The following is a 22,363-nucleotide window of genomic DNA, read 5'->3' as shown; positions in this document are numbered from 1 at the left end:
TGCGACTCATACGGGGTTGGCGCTGCCGTCGGTCAGCAGCGCGGTGAGCAGTTGCTTCAGCCAGGTGCGGGCGGCGTCGACGTCCCTGTCCAGCAGCAGCTGGGTGGTGACGCCGTCGTAGGCCGCGACCACCGCGCGGGCGGCGCCGTCGGCGTCGCCGAGCACGGCGGGCAGTTCGGTGTGGCCCCGGGCCCGGAAGAGCCGGTCGGCGATGGCCTCCCGGAGCCGGGTGCGGTGGTCCAGGAGGGCCTGAGCGACGGCCGGGTCGCGGGCCGCGTGCACCAGGAAGTCGGTCTTCACCAGCAGCCAGTCCACGTCCAGCAGCAGCACGTCGGTGACCCGGTCCACGGAGGCCGGTACGTCGAGGTCCGGACCGTCCTGGGCGAGGGCGTCGGCCACCTGGGAGGCGATGAGGTCGGCCCGCTCCCGGTACAGCGCGAAGAACAGCTCGTCCAGGGTGGCGAAGTTGGAGTAGAAGGCGCCCCGGCTGTAGCCGGCGGTCTCGCAGACCTCCTCGATGGACACACGGCCGAAGCCCTTGGCGGCGAACACCGTGAAGGCGGCGTCGAGCAGGTTGGCCCGCGTCCGGGCCCGCCGGCGGGTGACGCGCCGGGCCGTGTCCTCCGCTGTCATGGCGAGACCTCCAGTTCGATACGCGAATGTATCCGATACATCGATGTATCGAAAGGGGGTCGCCAGATTCATCGAATACACATTCGATTAAGGAGTACGCTGGGCTCATGTCCACGCACCTCCAGGGCTCCCTGTTCGACCAGACCGACGAACTGCGGCTCGGTCCCCTCGGCGGGCTGCGCCGGACCGAGCTGGGTTCGGGCGCCTGGATCGACGTGCTGCCGGGCTGGCTGAGTGGCGCCGACGCCCTGTTCGAACAACTGGCGGCCGAGGTCCCGTGGCGGGCGGAACGGCGCAAGATGTACGACAACGTGGTGGCCGTACCGCGTCTGCTCGCCTTCCACAAGACCGACGACCCGCTGCCCCACCCGATCCTCGACGAGGCACGCGCGGTACTGAGCGCGCACTACGCCGAGGAACTCGGTGAGCCGTTCACCACCGCCGGGCTGTGCTACTACCGCGACGGCCGGGACAGCGTCGCCTGGCACGGTGACCGGATCGGGCGCGGTGCCCGTGAGGACACCATGGTCGCGATCCTGTCCGTGGGCGCGCCCCGTGATCTGCTGCTGCGGCCTGCGGGAGGCGGCGGCAGGACGGTCCGGCGGCCGCTCGGGCACGGCGACCTCATCGTGATGGGCGGCTCCTGCCAGCGGACCTGGGAGCACTGCGTCCCCAAGACCGCGCGGGCCACGGGACCCCGCATCAGCGTCCAGTTCCGGCCGCACGGCGTGCAGTGACACGTCCCGCCCGGCTCTGGTTGGCTGTCCGGCGACGACCAGCGGCTCGGGGAGACCATGCGGGCAGACATACGCCAAATCGCCGACGGCACCTACCTGGTGCACGGCCACCACACCAACTGGGTGATCCTCAGGGACGGCGACGCCGTCACGCTGGTGGACACCGGGTATCCCGGGGACCGCCGGGGCCTACTCGAATCCCTCACCGCGGTGGGCGGTTCACCGGAGGCGGTCACCGCCGTACTGATCACCCACGCGCACAACGACCACATCGGCTCGGCCGAACACCTGCGCCGCGCCCACGGCATCCCGGTCCAGCTGCACCCCGCGGAAGTCCCGCACGCGCGGCGGGAGTTCCTCCAGCAGGCCACTGTCGGAGACGTGGTGCGAAACGCCTGGCGGCCGGGTGTCCTGCCCTGGGCGGCGCACGTGCTGCGCGTGGGCGGCACCGGTCACCATCCCGTCCTCGCGCCGGAGCCGTTCCCGAACGAGGGCCCGCTCGACCTGCCCGGCCGGCCCGTGCCCGTGCACACCCCGGGCCACACGGACGGCCACTGCGCCTATCACCTGCCCGGCGCGGGGGTCGTCCTCTCCGGCGACGCCCTGATCAGCGGCCATCCGGTCTCCCGGGCCGAGGGCCCGCAACTCGTGCCCGGCTTCTTCCAGCACGACCGCGCGCGGGCGCTGGCCTCGCTGGAGCTGATCGCGGCACTCGACGGCGACACCCTGCTGCCCGGACACGGCCCGGTCCACCGGGGCTCGGTACGGGCGGCCGCCGAGCGGGCCGTGGAACGCGCGCTCCGGTGAACTGCCGGACAGGCCCTCGGGGGATCTAAGGTTCGCCCCATGGCCTTGCAGATCAGTGCCACGAACCCGGAGCACCCCGCTCTCCTGCTCGAACTGCCCTGGGACGTGCCCCTGGAGGAGTGGCCCGAGGAGTACCTCGTGCCGCTCCCCCGCGGCATCTCCCGGCACGTCGTGCGCTACGCGCACGCCGGTGCCGAGGTGATCGCCGTCAAGGAGCTGGCCGAGCGGCCCGCACTGCGCGAGTACGGACTGCTGCGCGACCTGGACCGGCTGGGCATCCCCGCGGTCGATCCGCTCGCCGTCGTCACCGGCCGCACCGACCGCTCGGGCGCCCCGCTGGAGCCGGTGCTGGTCACCCGGCATCTGCGCGGCTCGATGCCGTACCGCTCGATGTTCGAGACGACCATGCGCCCGGCGACCATGCACCGTCTGATGGACGCCCTCGCGGTGCTGCTGGTGCGGCTGCACCTGGCGGGGTTCGCCTGGGGCGACTGCTCGCTGTCCAACACCCTGTTCCGGCGGGACGCGGGCGCCTACGCCGCCTACCTGGTGGACGCCGAGACCGGCGACCTGCACCCCCGGCTCAGCCCCGGGCAGCGGGAGTACGACCTCGACCTCGCCAGGGTGAACATCAGCGGCGAGCTGCTGGACCTGGAGGCGTCCGGGGCGCTGCACCCCTCGGTCGACCCCATCGAGTTCGGGCACGAGATCTGCACCCGCTACGGCGGCCTGTGGCAGGAGCTGACCCGCACCTCGGTGTACCCGGCGGGCAAGTACCACTACATCGAGCGCCGGATCCGCCGCCTCAACGAACTCGGCTTCGACGTGGCCGAGATGCAGATCGAGCACTCCACCAACGGGGACACGGTCACCTTCGTGCCCAAGGTCGTGGACGCCGGCCACCACCACCGCCAACTGCTGCGGCTGACCGGCCTCGACACCGAGGAGAACCAGGCGCGGCGGCTGCTCAACGACCTGGAGAGCTGGATGGCCACCCAGGACGACCACGCGCCCGGCGACCCCCTCGCCGCCCGCCCCGAGGTGCTCGCACACCGCTGGGTGCGGGACGTGTTCCGGCCCACGGTGCGGGCGGTCCCGCCGGAGCTGCGCGGCTCCATGGACCCGGCCGAGATCTACCACGAACTCCTCGAGCACCGCTGGTACCTGTCCGAGCACGCCCAGCACGACATAGGCCTCGGCACCGCCGTCGAGGACTACGTCGAGAAGGTCCTGCCCAAGGCCCGCACGACCCTGGAGCCGACGGCCCTCGAGTAGCGGGGGTGCCGCGCGGCCCCGCGTCGCCGGCCCGGTGCCGCACGGCACCCTCGGGTCACTCGTGCGGGACCACGGCCACCGGGCACTCGACGTGGTGCAGCACACCGTGCGCGACCGACCCGATCCGGGCGCCCACGGCCGTACGGTGCGCTCGCCGCCCGACGACCATCAGCTGGGCCCGTTCGGCCGCCTCCAGCAGCACCTGTCCCGCGCTGCCCATCTCGACGTGCTCGGCCACGGGCACCTGCGGGAAGCGCTCCCGCCACGGCCGGAGCGCCTCCGCCAGGGCCTGCTTCTCGTACGGTTCGAGACCGCCGACCTCGTCCAGGAGCTTGAGCGAGCCGGGGCTGTAGGCGAAGACCGGCGGCAGGGTCCAGGCCCGTACGGCCCGGACGGTGGCGCGCCGCGCGGCCGCCGTCTCGAACGCGAACCGCAGCGCGGCCGCGCTGTCCTCCGGGCCGCCGTGCTGGCCGACGACCACGTCCCGTCCGGCCGCTTCCGCCGCCGGCCGGTCGCCGGCGCGCACCAGCACCACGGGCCGGGTCGCCTCGGCTATCACGTGCCGGCCGACGGAGCCCAGCAGGAACCCGACCAGCCTGCCGTGCCCCCGCGAGCCGAGCACCAGCATCTCGGCCTCCGCCGCCGCGCCGGCCAGCGCCTCGGCGGCGGAACCCTCCAGCACGTCCACGCTCACGTCCAGCTCCGGATGACGTTCGCGGACGGAGCGCACGGCCCGCCGCACTCCCTCGGCCACCCAGCCGTGCTGCGTGTCCCGGTCGGCGGTGGCGAGAGTCTGCTCGTAGCGCCAGACGTGCACCACGCGCAGGGGCAGCCCCCGGCGTACGGCCTCCCGGCCCGCCCAGTCCAGCGCGGCCAGGCTCTCCTCGCCACCGTCCACCCCTGCCGTGATCGGGCGTGCCATGCGTGGGCCTCCTCGTTCTTCCCCGTCGGTCCCCGTCGGAGATCCCCCGTCGACGGGATCAGTCTTCACTACGCTGCGGTCATGTCCTTGCAATGGGAGCAGGTGATCATCGACGCCGCCGACCCGGTTGCCCTGGGCGGCTGGTGGGCCGAGGCGCTCGGGTGGGTGGTGGTCAACGACGCCTCCGACGAGTACGAGATCCGGCCTGCTCCGGACCGGCTGCCGGGGCTGCTCTTCGTACCCGTACCCGAGAAAAAGGCGATCAAGAACCGGCTGCATCTCGACTTCAGGCCCGCGGACCAGGCTGCCGAGGTCGCCCGGCTGCTGGCGCTCGGGGCCCGGCACGCGGACGTCGGGCAGGGCGAGCAGCCGTGGGTGACGCTTGCGGATCCCGAGGGCAACGAGTTCTGCGTGCTCGCGCAGCCGCACGGCTGAGCCACCGGTCCATGCCCGTATACCGGAGCGAACCCGGGCGATCGAACATACGATGGGCGGGAACCGGTGCGGTGGGCCCAGCGACACCGTGCCGTGGATCCGACCGCTCGGGGTGGGAGAGGCATGGCACAGGCCGCCGAAGCAGCGCGGACCGTCATCCTGACCGTGGACGACGACCCGGGAGTCTCCCGAGCCGTCGCCCGTGACCTCAGACGGCGCTACGGCGAGTCGTACCGGATCGTGCGCGCCGAGTCCGGCGAGTCCGCGCTGGAGGCGCTGCGCGAGCTGAAGCTGCGCGGCGACCTGGTGGCCGTGATCCTCGCCGACTACCGGATGCCGCAGATGAACGGCATCGACTTCCTCGAACAGGCCCTGGACGTGTACCCGGGGGCGCGCCGGGTGCTGCTGACGGCGTACGCGGACACCAACGCGGCGATCGACGCGATCAACGTCGTCGACCTCGACCACTATCTGCTCAAGCCGTGGGACCCGCCGGAGGAGAAGCTCTATCCGGTACTGGACGATCTGCTGGAGGCCTGGCGCAGCAGCGCGTACAAGCCCGTGCCCAGCACCAAGGTCGTCGGGCACCGGTGGTCGGCGCGCTCGTCGGACGTGCGCGAGTTCCTCGCCCGCAACCAGGTGCCCTACCGCTGGTACTCGGTGGAGGAGCCGGAGGGACAGCGGCTGCTGACCGCCGCCGGGCAGGACGGGCAGCGGCTGCCGCTGGTGATCACCCCGGACGGCGCGGTGCTGGTCGAGCCCGAGGCGCCCGAGCTGGCCGCGCGGGTGGGCCTGGCCACGACGCCGACGGCCGACTTCTACGACCTCGTCGTGATCGGCGGTGGACCGGCCGGGCTCGGGGCCGCCGTGTACGGGGCCTCGGAGGGGCTCAGGACCGTGCTCGTGGAGCGGTCGGCGACCGGCGGGCAGGCCGGGCAGAGCTCCCGGATCGAGAACTACCTCGGCTTCCCCGACGGCGTCTCCGGCGCCCAGCTCACCGACCGGGCGCGGCGGCAGGCGGCCAAGTTCGGCGCCGAGATGCTCACCGCGCGCGAGGTGACGGGACTGGAGATCAACGGCGCGGCCCGGGTCGTACGGTTCGCGGACGGCTCGGCGATCGCGGCGCACAGCATCATCCTGGCGACCGGCGTGCAGTACCGGCAGCTGGAGGCCCAGGGCTGCACCGACCTGACCGGCTGCGGGGTGTTCTACGGCTCCGCGCTGACCGAGGCGTCCGCCTGCCAGGGGCACGACGTGTACATCGTCGGCGGCGCCAACTCGGCGGGCCAGGCGGCGATGTACCTGTCCCGGTTCGCCAAGTCGGTGACGCTGCTGGTGCGCGGCCCCGACCTGTCGGCGTCGATGTCGTACTACCTGATCCAGCAGATCGGCGAGGCGCCGAACATCTCCGTGCGCAGTCAGACGGTGGTCGACGCCGCGCACGGCTCCGACCGGCTGGAGCGGCTGACCCTGCGCCATGTGGCGACCGGGGAGAACGAACAGGTCGACGCCCAGTGGATGTTCGTGTTCATCGGCGCCGCCCCGCTCACCGACTGGCTGGGCGATACGGTGCTGCGCGACGAGCGCGGCTTCATCCTCGCCGGACCGGATCTGACCGCCGACGGGCGGCCGCCGGCGGGCTGGGACCTGGACCGGCCGCCGTACCACCTGGAGACCAGCATTCCCGGTGTGTTCGTCGCGGGCGACGCGCGCGCCGAGTCCGCCAAACGCGTCGCGTCCGCCGTCGGAGAGGGAGCCATGGCCGTCATGCTCGTCCACCGGTATCTGGAGCAGTCATGAGCGGACAGGTGATGCCGTGCAACCCCAAGGAGATCGGCTCCCTGTTCCTCTTCGAGAAGCTGGCGCCCGAGCAACTCGGGCGGCTGTGCAGCGAGGGCCGCGTGGAGCTGTTCCAGCCCGGTCCGGTGTACACCGAGGGTGAGCCGGCCACCTGCTTCTTCGTGATGATCGAGGGCACGGTCGTGCTCTCGCGGCGCGTCGGCGGCGACGACGTGGAGGTCATCCGCAGCTCGCAGCGCGGGGTGTACGCGGGCGCCATGCAGGCCTACCTCGGGGACCGGGTGCGCCAGGTGTACAACAACTCGATGCGGGTGACGGAGCCGACGCGGTTCTTCGTGCTCCCGGCGGACACCTTCGCCGAGGTCATGAGCGAGTGGTTCCCGATGGCCGTGCACCTGCTGGAAGGCCTGTTCTTCGGCTCGAAGAGCACACAGGCCGCCATCGGGCAGCGGGAGCGGCTGCTTGCGCTCGGCTCGTTGTCCGCCGGTCTCACGCACGAGCTGAACAACCCCGCCGCGGCCGCCGTCCGGGCCACGTCCACCCTGCGGGAGCGGGTCGCGAAGATGCGGCGCAAGCTCGCCTTCATCGCCGAAGGACCCTTCTCCCGGGACTCGTTGGCGAGCCTGATCGAGATCCAGGAGCGCACCGCCGAGCGGGTCGCCAAGGCACCGGCGCTCAGCCCGCTGGAGGCCTCCGACCGGGAGGACACGCTCACCGACTGGCTGGAGGACCACGGCATCGACCAGGGCTGGCAGGTGGCGCCCACCTTCGTGCAGGCCGGACTCGACGTCGACTGGCTGGAGCAGGTCGCGGCGGCCGTGGACGAGGAGATCCTGCCCGGTGCGGTCGGCTGGCTCAACTACACCGTCGAGACCGAGCTGTTGATGAACGAGATCGAGGACTCCACCACCCGAATCTCGCACCTCGTCGACGCGGCCAAGCAGTACTCGCAGCTGGACCGGGCGCCCTACCGGGTCGTGGACGTGCACGAACTCCTCGACAGCACGCTGCTGATGCTCTCCGGCAAGATCGGCCCGCGCATCCATGTCGTCAAGGAGTACGACCGCACGCTCCCGCAGGTCCCCGGCTACCCGGCGGAGCTGAACCAGGTGTGGACCAACCTCATCGACAACGCGGTGTGCGCCATGAACAGCGTGGACGGTGAAGGCACGTTGACCGTGCGGACCGCGCTGGACCACGAGCGGGTGCTGGTCGAGTTCCGGGACACCGGGCCCGGGGTCCCGCCGGAGATCAGGAGCCGCATCTTCGATCCGTTCTTCACCACCAAGCCGGTCGGCCAGGGCACCGGTCTCGGCCTGGACATCTCCTGGCGGATCGTCGTCAACAAGCACCACGGCACCCTGCAGGTCGAGTCGGTGCCCGGCGACACCCGGTTCCAGGTGCTGCTGCCGCTGACCAACGAGATCCCCGACGAGGCGTCCGTCCCGACCCCCGAGGAGGCAGCATGAGCGACGAGGCAGCGATCGACCCCGGTACGCCGCCGAGCGGCACCGGCTGCGTGGAGTGCGACGAGGCCGGAGGCTGGTGGTTCCACCTGCGCCGCTGCGCGAGTTGCGGGCACATCGGCTGCTGCGACGACTCCCCCGCCAAGCACGCCACCGCGCACTACCGGGCCACCGGTCACCCGGTGATCCGCAGCTTCGAGCCGGGCGAGGACTGGTTCTGGAACTACGACACGAACGAGGTGTACACCTCCGGTCCCGAACTCGCGCCGCCCGCCAGCCATCCCGCCGACCAGCCGACGCCGGGTCCGGCCGGACGGGTGCCGGCGAACTGGGCCGAGACGCTGCGCTGAAGCGGCCCCGGTCACGCACGCGGGCGTTGTCGGTGCCGCGTGTCAGGATGGGGCCGTGTCGCACACCGCCTTCATCACACCGCCGCTGATCGGCCGGGACGAGGAACTGGCCCGGCTCACGGGCGTACTGGAGCGTGCCCGCGGCGGTGAGGCGAGAGCGGTGCTGCTCGCCGGGGACGCGGGAGTCGGCAAGACACGGCTGCTGGACGAGATGGCCGGGCAGGCCGCTCGGGCCGGCACGACCGTGCTCACCGGCCACTGCGTGGACCTCGGTGACGTCGGCCTGCCCTATCTGCCGTTCACCGAGATCCTCGGGACGCTCGCCGCCGACGAGCGCTACGCGGCCGTGCTGGCCGCGCACCCGGCGGCCGACCGGCTGCTCGGCGCGGGAGCGGACCCGGCCCGGGACCCGGGCGGGCGGCTCAGGCTCTTCGAGGGCGTCGCGGGACTGTTCGCCGACCTGGCCGCCGCCACACCGCTGCTGCTCGTCCTGGAGGACCTGCACTGGGCCGACCAGTCCTCCCGCGACCTGCTGCGCTTCCTGCTCAGCCGGGGCGTGCTGCACCGGCCGGGCCCCGGCGCCCCCGACCGGCGGCTCGCCGTCCTCGCCTCCTACCGCGCCGACGACCTGCACCGCCGCCATCCCCTGCGCCCGCTGCTCGCGGAGCTGGTGCGGCTGCCGGCCGTCGAACGCCTGGAGCTGCGGCCCCTGCCCGACGCCGAGGTCACCCGGCTGGTACGGGCCCTGCGGGGGCGCCCGCTGCCCGAGTCCACCGTGCGCGGCATCGTCGCCCGCGCCGAGGGCAACGCCTTCTACGCGGAGGAGCTCGTCGCGGCGGCCGGCGCGGACGCCGACGGGGTGCCCAGCGGGCTGGCCGACCTGCTGCTGATCCGGGTCGAGCAGTTGTCCGAGACGGCCCAGCGGGTGCTGCGGACGGCCGCGGTGGCGGGGCGCCGGGTCGGGCACGATCTGCTGCGCGAGGCCGCGGGACTGCCCGAGGACGAGCTGGAGTCGGCCCTGCGCGAAGCCGTCGGACGGCAGCTGCTCGTCCCCGGGGACGGCGGCACGTACACCTTCCGGCACGCCCTCACCCGCGAGGCGGTCTACGCCGACCTGCTGCCCGGCGAGCGGTCCCGGCTGCACGGCGCCTACGCCCGGCTGCTGGCCGGCCGCGGGCGGATCGCGGAGACCGCGGCCGAGCGCGCCCACCACTACCGCGAGAGCCACGACCTGGCCGAGGCGCTGGCCGCCTCCCTGGAGGCCGCCGACCACGCCCAGCGGCTGGGCGCGCCGGCCGAGGAGCTGCGGCACCTGGAGGCCGCCCTGGACCTGTGGTCCTCGGTGCCGTCCGGGGCCCGGCCCTCCGACGCGGAGGTCGACCCCGTCACGCTGACGCTGCGCGCCTCCGCTGCGGCCGCACACGCCGGGGACTCCCATCGGGCGGTCTCCCTCACCCGGGCCGCGCTCGCCGGGGTCGGCCAGGACGCCGACTCCGCGCTCGCCGCCCGGATCCGCTACACGCTCGCCGGGAACCTGCTCACCGTGGACCGGTTGCAGGCCGCCTTCCGCTACAGCAGCGAGGCGCTGGGGCTGATACCCGCCGAGCCGCCGTCACGGACCTGGGTGTGGGCGGCGGCCACCCACGTCATGGCGGCCCGCCACCTCGGCGAGGACGAGACGGCCCGGAACATCGCCCACCGCGCCCTGCGCGCCGCGGAGCAGCTGGGCATGACCGACGCCCAGGCCGACCTGCTGATCTCCCTGGCCGTCCTCGAGGGCGGCGGCCGGTGCTCCGCGGAGGGCCGGGAACGGCTGCGGCGGGCGGGTGAGCTGGCCCGGTCCGCCGGCCACGGGCCGGTGGAGATGCGGGCGCTGTTCAACCAGGCCATGAGCCGTTTCGAGTCCGGCGACCTCGAGGGCTGTCTGGCCGTGCTGGCCGACGGCCTGGAGCGGGCCCGCCGGGCGGGGCTGCTGTCCTCGCCCTATCCACTGGAGATGCGGTACGTCCAGCTGCTCACGCTGTACACGCTCGGCCGGTGGGACGAGTGTCTGCGCGCGGCGGCCGACGCCGAGGCCGTGCTGCCCGCAGCGGGCGCCTTCGCGGCGGGGCCCGCGCTGTACGTGGCGGTGGCGCGGGGCGAAAAGGGGGCCGCCGAACGGGCCCGGGCCCTGACGGACGGTCCGTTCAACTGGATGGGCACGCTCGTCGCCGGCATCGTCCTCACTGACGCCGCCGCGCTGCGCGGTGACCCTCAGGCGTCGGTGGAGCGGATGCGGGCGGCGCTCACGGCGCTCGGCGACGACTCGGGGCGGCGGCCCGACGTGGCGGTCCGGCTCGCCGCGCTCTGCCTCGCGGCGGTCGCCGACCGCACCGCCGAGCTGCGCCGGGAGGGGGCGGCAGTGGAGCTGCGCCGCTGGGCGGTCACCGCGAACGAGCTGGTGGAACAGGCGCGTGCCTCGGCCGAGCGGGACGAGGAGGGCCGCAGGCAGGGCCCTGAGGGACAGGCGTGGCTGGCGCGTGCCGAGGCGGAGTGGGTCTCGGCGGTGTCGGGGCCGGACCCGGCGGCCTGGGAGAAAGCGGTCGCCGCGTTCGCGTACGGCGACGCCTACGAGCGGGCACGGTGCCGGCTGCGGTACGCCGAGGTCCTGCTGGCCGTGCAGCGGCGCGAGGAGGCGGCGGAGCAGGCGCGCGAGGCCCGGGTGACGGCGGCGGCGCTGGGCGCGGTGCCGTTGCTGGAGCGGATCGACGCGCTGACCCGCCGCGGACGCCTGACGGACGCGCCGTCCGGCGGGGACGGCGTCTCACCGCTGACCGCGCGGGAGCAGGACGTGCTGCGGCTGGTCGCGCGCGGGCGCAGCAACCGGCAGATCGGCGAGGAGCTGTTCATCACCGGCAAGACGGCCAGCGTGCATGTCTCCAACATCCTCGCGAAACTGGGCGCCGCGAGCCGTACGGAGGCGGTGGCGATCGCCTACCGCCAGGGGCTGATCGCGCCGGAGCCGGCCGGGTCCGGCTGACCCGGCCGGCCCCCGGTCAGCGAGCGCAGTCGAGGCTGTGCGGGTCGACGGCGTCGGCGAGGGCCTGCATGCCCTTGTCGTTGGGGTGCAGATGGTCTCCGTTGTCGAGGAAGGGCAGGACCCGTTCGGGGTCGTAGGGGCTGCGCAGGATTCGGTCGAAGTCGGTGACCGCGTCGAACTCCCTGCTGGTGCGGATGAACCGGTTGACGTCCTGGCGTACGGCTTCGGCGGCCGGGTCCCATTCGGGCCAGCTCTTGAACGGTCCGACGGTCGCGGCGACCACGCACTTCCCGGCGGCGTGCGCCCGCTGGACGATCTGCCGGTATCCGGCGATCAGGTCGGCCGCGGTGACGCCGGTGTGGGCCTTGAGGTCGTTCACCCCCTCGAGGAGGAAGACGGTGCGCACTCCGGGCTGGGAGAGGACGTCCCGGTCCAGCCGGTGGAGGGCGCTCTGCCCGGCGCCGTCCGCGAGCACCTTGTTGCCGGAGATCCCCTCGTTGGCCACGCCCTTGACCGTGGTCCCGGCGGTGCTCAGGCGCCGGGCCAGATAGTCGGGCCAGCGCCGGTCGCGGTCGGTGGTGGACTGCCAGCCGTCGGTGATGGAGTCGCCGAGCGCCACCACGGCTCCGGTGGCGGTGCTCTCCGGGCGTACGGAGACGGCGTCGAGGTACCACCAGGAGCCGCTCGCGTGCGTCCAGTTGGCGGCTTCTTCCTCGGCGGAGTGGTCGCCCAGGGCGAGGTACGACGTCTGCAGGGCCATCCCGTGGCCGGTGGCCGGTCCGGCCGCGTCCGGGGTGTGCAGGCTGACGACCAGGTTGACGGCGGCGGGGACCTTTCCGGGCAGCGGGTCGCTCCAGACGAAGGCGCCGGCCGGGACGGTGACCGTGCGGGCCCCGCCGAAGGTCAGCCGCCGGTTGCTGCCCGGCCGGAGCGCGGCGCCCTCGCTCTGCCGGCCGGCGTAGACGCTGTCCAGGGTCAGCGTGCGGTCGCCGAAGGCGTTGGACAGGCGGATGCGCAGATCGCTGCCGCCGACGCTGGTGTGCACGACGAGCCGGTAGCCACGGTCGGCGCCGGCGTCGCCCAGGCGGTCGGCGCTCGCGGCCCAGGTGACCACCCCGGAGGCCCGCGTGGTGGCCCCGGGAGGCGGGGCGGCCGCGTGGGCGGGTACGGACTGGCAGGCGACGCCCATCAGCAGGACGGCGGCGATCCGGCGGACGCGCCGGAACCGGCCGGTCACCGGGTGAGGTCCCTGAGCGTGACGGACTCGCCGGGTTCGAGGCGGACCGTCCGGGACGTGCCTGCGTATCCCACGGAGGTCATGGTCCCGCCGACGCTGCGGATCCGCACCTCGGTGGGTCTGCCGTCCCGCCAGCTCAGGTCGACGACGAATCCGCCGCGTGCCCCGGCGCCGGTGAGCGAGCCGGAGCCGGCCCAGGCGTCCGGCAGTGCGGGCAGGAGTTCCAGGTGGCCGGGGCGTGAGTACAGCAGCATCTCCACCACGGCCGCCGGGGTGCCGAGGTTGGCGTCGATCTGGAAGATGCCCCGGCCCTGCCCGACCTGGTAGATGTCGAAGAGGTTCGGGGCGGTGCCGTTGCTGCCGCCGCTCGACGGGCGGAGGTTGTTGACGATCAACTGGTAGGCCTTGCCGGGGTTCTTCAGCCGGGCCCAGCACAGTGCGCGCCAGGCGTTGGCCCAGCCGAAGCTCTCCGTCCCGCGGGCGGTGAGCAGGGCGGTGGCTCCGGCGACGATGTCGGCGGGGGTGGAGTCGTCGGGGCGGATGCGGTCGCCGGGGAAGAGGCCGACGAGCGGGGACAGGTGCCGGTGGGTGGTCTCGCCGAGGTTGTCCGGGGACATCCACTCCTCCAGCCATCCCGTCTTCGGGCTCACGACCGGGAGGTAGAGGCGCTCGCGCAGTACGCCGACGGTACGGGCGTAGTCGGCGTCCCCGCCCAGCTCGGCGGCGGCGGTGCGGTAGTTGCCGAAGAGGGCGTGGACGAGTTCCTGGGCGTAGGTGATGCCCTTGGCGTCGAGCGGGCCCTGTTCCGGTGACCAGTCGCTGTCGGCGATGAGGACCTCCCGGCCGGTGTCCGGCAGGGTGTGGGTGATCAGCCGGGCCTCCCAGAACTCGCAGGCGCCCTTCAGCAAGGGGTAGATCTTTCTCAGGTGGGCGCGCGAGGCCGTGAACTCGTAGTGCTCCCAGAGCGAGTTGCACAGCCAGGCGTTGCCGGCCGGGTGCCACCACCAGCCCCCTCCGCCATAGGGGTTGGTGGAGATGGCCACCGTCCAGCCGGCGTTCTTCCCGCTGGAGTTGCGATAGCGGTTGCGGGGGTCGTCGAAGAGCCTTCTGGTGAGGTCGGTCCAGGAGGGGAGCTGGGCCACGCAGTAGTCGGTGAGGGCGTCGAAGCAGGACGGCAGGCCCACCCGGTCGGCCATCCAGTAGTTCATCTGGATGTTGATGTCGGTGTGGTAGTCGCCCATCCAGTCCGGGTCGTTGCCGTCGAGCCACAGGCCCTGCAGGCCCATCGGCAGGCTGCCCCGGGAGCCGGCGATCATCAGGTAGCGGCCGAACTGCAGGTAGGCGGCCTCCAGTTCGGGGTCGGGGACGCCGTCCCGGGCGCGTGCCCCGATCCGCTCCCAGGTGTCCTGGGCGCGCTGCCGGCCGGACGAGGTACCGAGGCGGATGTCGAACCGTCCGTACAGGGCCTGGTGGTCGTCGACGTGTGTGCGCCGCAGCGTGTCCGCCGGGTGCCCGGCGGCGTCGCGGACCTTGGCGCGGGCCAGCGCCTCGGGGTCGAGGGAGGGGTTCAGATAGTGGGTGGAGGCGTCGGGCGCGTAGGTGGTGCCGCCGCTGACCACCACGGTCAGCTCCGTGCAGCCGGTGAAGGTGACGTGGCCGCCGTCGACGCGGACGGTGCCGCCGCTGCCGTGGGCGGTGACCGCGGCCGCGTACCGCAGTCCGTTGGCGAAGGAGCCGGCGAAGGACGTGGCGCCGGAGGTCTTCTCGCCGTGCGTGCCCTCGAGGGTCACGGTGCCCGTGTAGCGGCCGCCGCCCCGCTGCGTGAAGTGCAGGACGATCACGTCGTCGGGGCGGCTCGCGAAGAGCTGCCTGTCGTAGGTCACTCCGGAGCGGACGTACGACGTCGTCACGACGCCCTGGGCGAGGTCGAGGGTGCGGCGGTAGCCGGCGACGGCGGACAGGTCGTGGTCGGGGATGTCGACGGTGAGGCGGGCGAGGAGGGTGAGCGAGCCGAAGTCGGCGCGGCCGTAGGGGAACTGGCCGTCCGAGTCGAGGGTGTCGTTGAGGCCGCCGGTCCACATCGTGGCGTCGGTGAGGAGCAGCAGTTCCCGGCCGGGGTCGTTGGTGGCGAGGGCGCCGAGGCGGCCGTTGCCGACGGGGAGGCCCTGTTGGATCAGTGAGTGCTCGTCCGCGGGTGCCTGCCACCACAGCTGGTGGCGGGGGTCGGGTGCGGGAGTCGTGTCAGGCCGCCGGGGTGCGGCGGTGGCGGTGAAGGCGGGCAGTGCGGCGAGGGCTCCGGTCGCCGCGGCGAGGGCGAGGAAGTCGCGTCTGCGGGGCGGGTTCTCCATGGCGGGCTCCGGTCACTGGCGCGGTGAGGTGGGGACGTCGACGCGGTCGATGTCCGGCGCGTAGTCCGAACCGCTGTCGAAGGAGAGGGTGTTGGCGCCCTCCTTCAGGGTCACGGGCACGTTCACCGTCTCGACGCTCCCCCAGTCACCGGTCGAGGGGAACTTGTGGCGGGTGGCGGCGGAGGTGTTGGCCGAGACGTTCACCGAGCGGGCGTCACCGCTGACGTAGGCGACCTTGATCAGGTAGGTGCCGGGCCTGTCGACGACGATGTCGTCGAAGCGGAGCTTGCCGCCGAGGTAGAGGTTGCCGACCTTCTTGCCGCCGGAGCAGGCGGAGCAGTCGGCGACGGACGCGTTGCCGCCGAGTGTGTTGCCCGTGGCCTCGGCCTCGTAGCCGGTGGTGTGCAGGGCGCTGCCGTGCGGAGTGACGGTGAACAGGCGGGAGCCGTGGGCGGGCAGCGCTTCGGTGATCCCGTTCTTGTGGGAGCCGAGGTTCTCGTGGTTCCACAGGTCGCGGACGCTCGCCCCGCCGGTGAAGCCGAGGGACGACCAGTCGGCGGTGACGGCGGCGGGGGCGTCGGCGAGGTTGAACAGGGCGACGGTGTAGGTGCCGCCGGGATTCTTCGCGGCCCAGACCTGCTGCGGGTCGGAGGGGGTGACCGGCCGGGCGGGCGCTGCGCCGTTCCGGTCGACGGCGATGACCTCCCGGTTGGTGAGGAGCCCCAACCCGTAGTCATCCAGCTTCGTCAGGTCGTCGCCGGTGTAGAGCGGGGACTTGGCGACGGCCCACAGGGTGGCGTAGCTCTGCCGTTCGGCCTTGGTCAGGCCGTCCATGGCCCCATTGCCGACGTCGAGGGAGTCGAGGTCGTTCCAGCCGCCGGGGCCGGCGTGCCTCGTCCAGCCGGGTGTGTCGTCGAAACGGTCGTCGACGGAGTTCTCCCAGCTGACGAGGGTGTTGCAGTAGCACTCGACGTCGGTGTCGACGCGCCAGCCGTTGGAGTACTTCTTCCAGTCGGCGGCGTGCCCGATGTCCAGGGACCAGGAGATCTCCAGGTGGATCTGGCGGCCGGTGGCGGCTATGGCCCGCTGCCAGGCGGCCACGTCGGCAACGTTGTCGTAGTTGTCGCCGCTCTTGAAGGAGCCGGGGCCGACGCCGTCGAGCTTGAGGAAGTCGTAGCCCCAGGAAGCGAGCGACTGGGCCTGCGAATCGACGTACTTCTGGGTGCACGGCCTGCCGAAGTCGAGTTTGTAGGCACTGTCCCAGCCGTTGGTGGTGCGCAGGTCGCCGTAGACGATGTCGGCGGTGGTGCAGCCGTCGGCGTGCCGGATGGGCACCTTGCCGTCGCCGTAGGCCTCCTTCTCCAGGCCGACCGGCAGGTAGATGCCGGCCTTGAGTCCCTTGGCGTGGATGTGGTCGGCGACCGCCTTCATGCCGTGCGGGAAGCGGACCGGGTCGGCCTGCTGGCGCGCGTAGGCGTCGAACCCGGGTTTCCAGGACGTGTCCCGCCACCATCCGGCGTCGATGTTGACGTACTCGTAGCCGTAGGGCTTCAGTCGGGCGGCGAGGGCGTCGGTCTGCTTCAGGACGTTGGCCTCGGTGAGGTAGCTGTAGTCGCCGTCCGGGTTGAGGCCCGGGTACCTGGAGGACTGCATGCTCCAACTCGACCAGCCCATGTAGGGCTTGTCGGCCACGGTGGTCGCGGCCCCGGCGGGCGGGGCGGTGGCGGCGAGGCCCGCGGTGAGGGCCAGCACGACGGCGGCTCTGAGCCCGCGTGCGGGCAGGACGGAGTACGAGGGTGACCGCATGGGCCGTACCTCCTGGGGGTGGGTTCGGGTCGGGGCCGCTCAGCCCCTCCCCCTGCTGGGAGTCGAGGTGATGAAGGACTGGATCGCGGTGGCGGCGGCGCCGCGTGCCCACTCCTCGAAGGGAAGCGGGCGGGTCTGTACGTCGCACCGCGCGGCGGAGCCGAAGGCGGCCGCGGTGAACGACTCCCGGATCTGCTCGGCGAACAGCTCGTGGGCGGCCAGGCCCTCGCCGGAGATGATCACGCGCTCGGGACCGAGCAGGTTGGCCACGGTGGCGATGCCGCGGCCGATGGCCTCCCCGGCCCGCGCGTAGACCTCGCGGGCCCCGGGGACGCCCTGGTGGGCCAGGGCCACCGCCTCCTCGCCGGCGGTGATGTGACGGCCGGTCACTTCGCGGACCCGGGCGACGATCGCGGCGTCCCCGGCGATCGCCTCCACACAGCCGCGGTTGCCGCAGTGGCACGGCGGCCCGGCCGGGTCGACGACGACGTGGCCGATCTCGCCCGCCACGCCGTGGGCGCCCGCGACCACCTGTCCGTGGACCACGAGTCCGCAGCCGATGCCCGCACCGACGGTCACCACGGCGAAGTCGCTCAGGCCCGCTCCGGCGCCGAACCACTGCTCGGCGACGGTCAGCGCGCGCACGTCGTTGTCGACGGTGACCGGCAGCCCGCTGGTCGTCCCGGCGAGTTCCGCCAGCGGTACGTCCCGCCAGTCCAGGAAGGGCGAGTAGCGCACCACGCCCTCGGCGCGGTCGACGTCACCGGAGACGGCGATGCCGGCCCCGAGGACTGGGGCTCCCGACTCGGCGGCGTGGGCGAGGAGTTCGTGGACGAGGTCCGCGACCGCGGCGAGGACCTTGGGGGTCGCCCGGTCCGGCAGGGGGGCGCGACGGGAGAGGCGGATGCGGCAGCACAGGTCGGCGAGGACCGCGATCAGTTCGTCGCCGGTCAGCTTCACGCCGATGAACAGCGCCCGGTCGCCGTTGACCCGGACCAGGCCGGCGGGCCGGCCGAGGGCGGGGCGGGCCTCCTCGTCGGCGGCCTCCACCAGGTAGCCGGCCTCCAGCAGGGGCCGGACGGCCTTGGTGACGGCGGCCGGGGACAGCCCCGCCCGGCGGCCCGCCTCCAGGCGGGTCAGCGGGCCGTGGGACAGGACCGTCGTGAAGACCTGCGAGGCGGCCGGCGTGTGGGCCGGGAACGTCTCGGCGGCGGGGGTCGAGCGCATGGCCGGGAACCTATGGCCATTATTTTCCGCTGTCAATGAAAGAAACAACGGTTGATGCGGGGGCAGTTGCCGGCCTGCGGTCACCTCTCGGGCGGGGCGCCGCCGGACATGCGGATGCCCCGCGCGGGGCGGGGCATCCGGTCGTGCGGTGTGCGCTGCCGTGCGTCAGTGACGGGCGGCCGGCGTGTTGGCGGCGGTGACGTTGACCGCGGCCCACGCCTTGTCCACCGTCTTGTACTCGGTGCTGCTCGCGCCGTACAGGTCCTTGGCCGCCTTCAGCGTCGCGACGCGCGCGCCGTGGAAGTCGGTCGTGGAGACCATGTAGCGGGTCAGCGCACGGTAGAAGATGGCGGTGGCCTTGGTGCGGCCGATGCCCTTGACCGTGGCACCGTTGAAGGTCGGCGAGTTGTAGTTCACGCCGCCGATCGTCTTCTTGCCGCTGCCCTCCGCGAGGAGGTAGTAGGCGTGCGAGGAGACACCGGAACCGGCGTGCACCTCGGTGTAGTAGGTGTCCGGCGACCAGTAGTCGATCGTGCCCTCGAGCTTGTCGAGCGACGGGTGGTCCAGGCGGCGCAGGAACTTCTGCTGCAGGCCCAGCTTCTCGCCGATCAGGTAGTCCGGGGTGTCCTTGGTGTTCTTGGCGTAGAACTCCACGTTGGAGCCGAAGATGTCGGCGAGCGACTCGTTCAGCGAGCCGGGCTCGCCGTACTGGTTGCCGTCGGAGTCGACGAAGGTCGGCTCCAGCTTGGCGGTCGCCTCCACCACGCCGTGGGTCAGCTCGTGACCGGTGACGTCGAGGACGACGAGCGGCTTCTTGAACATGTCGCCGTCGCCGTCGCCGTACAGCATGCAGTTGCAGGTCGGGTCCCAGAAGGCGTTGGCGACCTTGTTGCCCCAGTGGACCATCGCGCGGGCGGCCTTGCTGTTGTTGGCGATGCCCTTGCGGTTGAAGGTGTTCTTGTAGAAGTCCAGCGTCTTGGTGACGCCGTACTGGGCGTCGGCGGCGGCGCTGGCACGGCTGGTGGTCTTGCCGTTGCCCCACACGTTGGTGGTGTTGGTGAACTTCGTCCCGGCGCCGAAGCTCTCCGTGTACTTGCCCTTGGCGTCCCGCGTCTCGGTGCCGTACCGGCTCGGGTCCTTGAGCTGGTAGTGGCCGCGCGAGGTCGCCGTGGTGGTCAGGCCGACGTTGCCCACGAAGAGGGTCTTGCCGGTGCCGTGCGCGGTGGCCGGGTAGTGGGTCGCGCCGGAGACGCCCGAGCCGAGCAGCCCGGCGTCGGCTGAAGCGGTTCCGGTGGCCGGGTCGATCGTCTCGCCGCTCTTGCGCAGCGTGTCGATCAGCTTCGGGGACAGGAACTCGTCGGCGGTGGGCGTGTTGCTGCGCACCTTGCCGGTGACGGCGTCGATGACGACGGTGCTGGCGCTGCCCTTGTCCGTGACCGTCACCTGGTAGGCGAGGGCGGAGGCGCCGCTGCGGGCGTCGACCACCAGCTCGGCGCTGCCCGCGTCGCCCTTGGCGACCTGGGCGGCCTTGGCCGCGGCCTGACCGGCGGTCAGCTTGGCGTCGGCCGTGGTGGGCTTGACGGAGTGGCCGGCCGCGCGGGTGACGCCCGTGTAGGCCAGCTGCCGGTTCAGGTGGACGACGAGGTCGCCGCCGAGCACCGGCAGGCCCTCGTGCGTGCGGACGAAGCGGACGTGACGCGCGCCCTCGGGGTCGATCAGCACGTCCTGGGCGTGGAGTTCGTCGCCCTTGGAGACGCCCGTCGCCGCGGTGTGGGCGAAGGCCGCGGTGCGCGCTGCCTCCACCACCGCCGTGGCAGTCGAGGCGGCGGACGCCGCGGAGCGCTCCACCCCCGTGGAGGGGCCCGCGAAGGCCGTACCGGCCAGGCCCGTGGCAGCCGTGGTCACCGCGACGGCGACCGCCACGCTGCGTATGTGCGGTCTACGCAATCTGATCAGAGTTCCTTCGTTCGAAGGCAGCCGAGAACAACCAACTGCCTTGAGACATGGCGCCGTTGGGCGACACGGAGGCTGGTCGGGCCTCGAGGAGCAACCCTTACGGATCAGTCATGCGCACGTAAAGCCGGAATGATCCATTTCGCGGATTTCTAGAGGAATCCTTTACATATGCCTGCCGCAGAGTGATCGCGAGTGGACCAACTGTGTGTCGGCTGTGGAGACGTTGCCCACATCGCCTAGGTTCCCAGGCCGGAATGTGACCGATGTCGCATCAAAATCCACATGGACGGGAGTGGGAGCCGGATGGTCTCAGCAACGGTGAGCAGGGGTGCGGTACTCGGAGCGGTCGTGCTGTCGCTGCTCGCGGCCCCGGCGCGGGCCGCGAGCACCGAGGCGGACGCCCGTGCCTCGACGGCGCTTCCCGCTCCCGACACCACCGGCCTGGACGGGGTGCTGCGCACGGCGGTGGCGCAGGGCGCGCCCGGCGCGCTGGCCGAGGTCGACGACAACGGCAGCACGTACCGGCTGAGCCGGGGTGTCGCCGACCGCGGTACCGGGCGGGGCATCAGCGCCGACGACCGCTTCCGCATCGGCAGCGTCACCAAGTCCTTCTCGGCCGTGGTCCTGCTGCAACTGGCCGACGAGCACCTGCTGGACCTGGACGCCCCGGTCAACCGCTATCTGCCCAAGCTGCTGCCGGACGACCGCATCACGGTCCGGCACGTGCTGAGCCACCGCAGCGGCCTGTACGACTACAGCAACGACCTGTTCGCCGACAGCGTGGCCGGCTTCGAGGCGGTGCGCGACAAGGTCTTCACCTACCAGCAGCTGGTCCAGCTCTCCCTGAAGAAGCCGCGCACCAACGCGCCCGGTGCCGCCTACTCCTACTCCAACACGAACTTCGTCGTCGCGGGCCTGCTCATCGAGAAGCTCACCGGGCAGCCGGTGAGGACCGCGTACGAGAAGCGCATCCTCGAACCGCTGAAGCTGCGCGACACCTTCTACGTCCACCCCGACACCAGGATCCCGGGCCGGTACACCCGCGGCTACCTCACCCCGGACACGGCCGGTGCGGAACTGGTCGACGCGACCGACCAGACGGTGTCCTGGGCGCAGAGCGCGGGTGCCATCATCTCCAGCGCGCGGGATCTGAACACCTTCTACTCGGCGCTGCTCGGCGGGAAGCTGCTGTCCGCCGAGCGGCTCGCGGAGATGGAGTGGTTCACCCCGGTCACCAGCTCCACCTCGTACGGGCTGGGGCTCCGGCGGCGCGACCTGTCGTGCGGAGTGTCGGTGTACGGGCACACGGGCGCGGTGCAGGGGTACTACACGTACGCGTTCGCCACGAAGGACGGCAGGCGCAGCGTCACCGCCGTCGCCAACACCTCCAACAACGGCAAGGTGCTGGACACGCTGGCGGGGGCGCTGGAGTCCGCCTTCTGCGGCAAGCAGGCGAAGGCACCGCGCGGCTCGGCGGTCGTGGAGCGGAACATGCGGTACATGCGGTACATGCGGGACATGAAGGAGTAGGGCTTCGAGCAGGGCTTGGTGACCGGGCGCGGGCGGGTGGGGGCCGGCCGCCCGGTGGCCGAACGGGCACGTTCCGTGATCTTGGCGGAACAACATCGTCCGGGACACGATGCCCCGCATGAAGGGTGATCTCTTTTCCAGTCAGCACATGGTGCAGCCGGCCGTCGAGCCCGGCATGTCCGTCGAGAACGCCAAGTGCATCAAGTACGCGGTGAGCGGCGAGATGTACGCCCGCCAGGGCGCGATGATCGCCTACCGCGGCGGCCTCCAGTTCGAGCGCAAGGGCCAGGGCGTGGGCGGCATGCTCAAGCGTGCGGTCACCGGTGAGGGACTGCCCCTGATGGCGGTGCGCGGACAGGGCGAGGTGTGGTTCGCGCACGAGGCGCAGAACTGCTTCATCGTCGAGGTGGAGCCGGGCGACCGGTTCACCGTCAACGGCCGCAACGTGCTGTGCTTCGACGCCTCGTTGTCGTACGAGATCAAGACCGTGAAGGGCTCCGGCATCGCCGGCGGCGGCCTGTTCAACAGCGTGTTCAGCGGGCACGGCCGGCTCGGTCTGGCCTGCGAGGGCAACCCGCTGGTCATACCGGTCTCGGCGCAGCAACCGGTGTACGTCGACACGGACGCGGTGGTCGGCTGGACCGCGCACCTGCAGACGTCCCTGCACCGCTCCCAGTCGATCGGCTCGATGCTGCGCGGCGGTTCCGGTGAGGCCGTCCAGCTGATGCTGCAGGGCGAGGGGTTCGTCGTGGTGCGGCCGAGCGAGGCGACGCCCCAGAAGGCGCAGCAGCACTGACGAGCCCATGAGGTGATCT

General features: G+C 72.2%; 17 protein-coding genes. 10 read left to right on the top strand and 7 right to left on the bottom strand.

Annotation, left to right across the window (positions count from 1 at the left end):
- Positions 1–6: 6 nt before the first annotated feature.
- Positions 7–633: a TetR/AcrR family transcriptional regulator gene (locus AC07CM_RS11275; protein WP_478876094.1), complete on the bottom strand. Its 627-nt coding sequence runs from the start codon at positions 631–633 to the stop codon at positions 7–9.
- Positions 634–740: 107 nt separating this feature from the next.
- On the opposite strand from AC07CM_RS11275, the gene AC07CM_RS11270 reads away from it, so the two are divergent.
- Genes AC07CM_RS11270 through AC07CM_RS11260 form a run of 3 tightly spaced genes read left to right on the top strand, consistent with a single transcriptional unit; the run spans position 741 to position 3,452 of the window.
- Positions 741–1,370 carry an alpha-ketoglutarate-dependent dioxygenase AlkB gene (locus AC07CM_RS11270; RefSeq protein ID WP_478876093.1) on the top strand — a complete coding sequence of 210 codons (630 nt, stop codon included), beginning with the start codon at positions 741–743 and terminating at the stop codon, positions 1,368–1,370.
- A 57-nt stretch (positions 1,371–1,427) separates the two neighbouring features.
- The gene (locus AC07CM_RS11265) at positions 1,428–2,177 is read left to right on the top strand and encodes an MBL fold metallo-hydrolase (protein WP_478876092.1); all 750 of its coding nucleotides are present in this window, start codon (positions 1,428–1,430) and stop codon (positions 2,175–2,177) included.
- A 39-nt stretch (positions 2,178–2,216) separates the two neighbouring features.
- Positions 2,217–3,452, top strand: a complete 1,236-nt coding sequence (locus tag AC07CM_RS11260) for a DUF4032 domain-containing protein (RefSeq protein WP_478876091.1) — start codon at positions 2,217–2,219, stop codon at positions 3,450–3,452.
- A 55-nt stretch (positions 3,453–3,507) separates the two neighbouring features.
- Here AC07CM_RS11260 and AC07CM_RS11255 read toward each other — a convergent pair whose 3' ends face one another.
- Complete coding sequence (locus tag AC07CM_RS11255) at positions 3,508–4,374, bottom strand: universal stress protein (protein ID WP_478876090.1); 867 nt, start codon at positions 4,372–4,374, stop codon at positions 3,508–3,510.
- An 81-nt stretch (positions 4,375–4,455) separates the two neighbouring features.
- Here AC07CM_RS11255 and AC07CM_RS11250 point away from each other — a divergent pair, with 81 nt between their 5' ends.
- The 5 genes from AC07CM_RS11250 (at position 4,456) to AC07CM_RS11230 (ending at position 11,444) form a co-directional block, all read left to right on the top strand.
- Positions 4,456–4,809, top strand: coding sequence for a VOC family protein (locus AC07CM_RS11250; RefSeq protein WP_478876089.1), 354 nt, complete (start codon positions 4,456–4,458; stop codon positions 4,807–4,809).
- A 123-nt stretch (positions 4,810–4,932) separates the two neighbouring features.
- On the top strand, positions 4,933–6,609 hold the full coding sequence (locus AC07CM_RS11245; RefSeq protein WP_478876088.1) for an NAD(P)/FAD-dependent oxidoreductase: 1,677 nt from the start codon (positions 4,933–4,935) through the stop codon (positions 6,607–6,609).
- On the top strand, positions 6,606–8,078 hold the full coding sequence (locus AC07CM_RS11240; RefSeq protein ID WP_478876087.1) for an ATP-binding protein: 1,473 nt from the start codon (positions 6,606–6,608) through the stop codon (positions 8,076–8,078). The genes AC07CM_RS11245 and AC07CM_RS11240 overlap by 4 nt, the downstream gene beginning before the upstream one ends.
- Positions 8,075–8,425, top strand: coding sequence for a UBP-type zinc finger domain-containing protein (locus AC07CM_RS11235; RefSeq protein WP_478876086.1), 351 nt, complete (start codon positions 8,075–8,077; stop codon positions 8,423–8,425). Before AC07CM_RS11240 ends, AC07CM_RS11235 begins: the two co-directional genes overlap by 4 nt.
- Before the next feature lie 55 nt (positions 8,426–8,480).
- The gene (locus AC07CM_RS11230) at positions 8,481–11,444 is read left to right on the top strand and encodes a helix-turn-helix transcriptional regulator (RefSeq protein WP_478876085.1); all 2,964 of its coding nucleotides are present in this window, start codon (positions 8,481–8,483) and stop codon (positions 11,442–11,444) included.
- Between the two features lie 16 nt (positions 11,445–11,460).
- Here AC07CM_RS11230 and AC07CM_RS11225 read toward each other — a convergent pair whose 3' ends face one another.
- The 5 genes from AC07CM_RS11225 to AC07CM_RS11205 all read right to left on the bottom strand — a co-directional run bounded on the left by AC07CM_RS11225 (position 11,461) and on the right by AC07CM_RS11205 (position 20,009).
- Positions 11,461–12,681: an SGNH/GDSL hydrolase family protein gene (locus AC07CM_RS11225; protein ID WP_478876084.1), complete on the bottom strand. Its 1,221-nt coding sequence runs from the start codon at positions 12,679–12,681 to the stop codon at positions 11,461–11,463.
- Positions 12,678–15,029, bottom strand: coding sequence for a glycosyl hydrolase family 95 catalytic domain-containing protein (locus tag AC07CM_RS11220; protein WP_478876083.1), 2,352 nt, complete (start codon positions 15,027–15,029; stop codon positions 12,678–12,680). The genes AC07CM_RS11225 and AC07CM_RS11220 overlap by 4 nt, the downstream gene beginning before the upstream one ends.
- 12 nt (positions 15,030–15,041) lie before the next feature.
- Entirely contained in the window at positions 15,042–16,835 is a 1,794-nt protein-coding gene (locus AC07CM_RS11215) for an alpha-galactosidase D (protein ID WP_478876082.1), read from the bottom strand.
- A 39-nt stretch (positions 16,836–16,874) separates the two neighbouring features.
- Positions 16,875–18,062, bottom strand: a complete 1,188-nt coding sequence (locus AC07CM_RS11210) for an ROK family protein (RefSeq protein ID WP_478876081.1) — start codon at positions 18,060–18,062, stop codon at positions 16,875–16,877.
- Positions 18,063–18,227: 165 nt separating this feature from the next.
- Positions 18,228–20,009 (bottom strand): M4 family metallopeptidase, encoded by a 1,782-nt coding sequence (locus tag AC07CM_RS11205; protein ID WP_478876080.1) that lies wholly within the window; start codon positions 20,007–20,009, stop codon positions 18,228–18,230.
- Positions 20,010–20,321: 312 nt separating this feature from the next.
- Between AC07CM_RS11205 and AC07CM_RS11200 the strand changes: the two genes are divergently transcribed.
- Both AC07CM_RS11200 and AC07CM_RS11195 read left to right on the top strand, forming a co-directional pair.
- A complete protein-coding gene (locus tag AC07CM_RS11200) occupies positions 20,322–21,548 on the top strand; it encodes a serine hydrolase domain-containing protein (protein ID WP_478876079.1) in 1,227 nt (408 codons plus the stop codon).
- A gap of 118 nt (positions 21,549–21,666) precedes the next feature.
- A complete protein-coding gene (locus AC07CM_RS11195) occupies positions 21,667–22,344 on the top strand; it encodes an AIM24 family protein (protein ID WP_478876078.1) in 678 nt (225 codons plus the stop codon).
- Positions 22,345–22,363: the final 19 nt, after the last annotated feature.

This window comes from Streptomyces sp. NPDC044061, from assembly GCF_056434305.1.
Note: the sequence above shows the minus strand (reverse complement) of the source record. Positions and strands in the feature narration are given on the sequence as shown.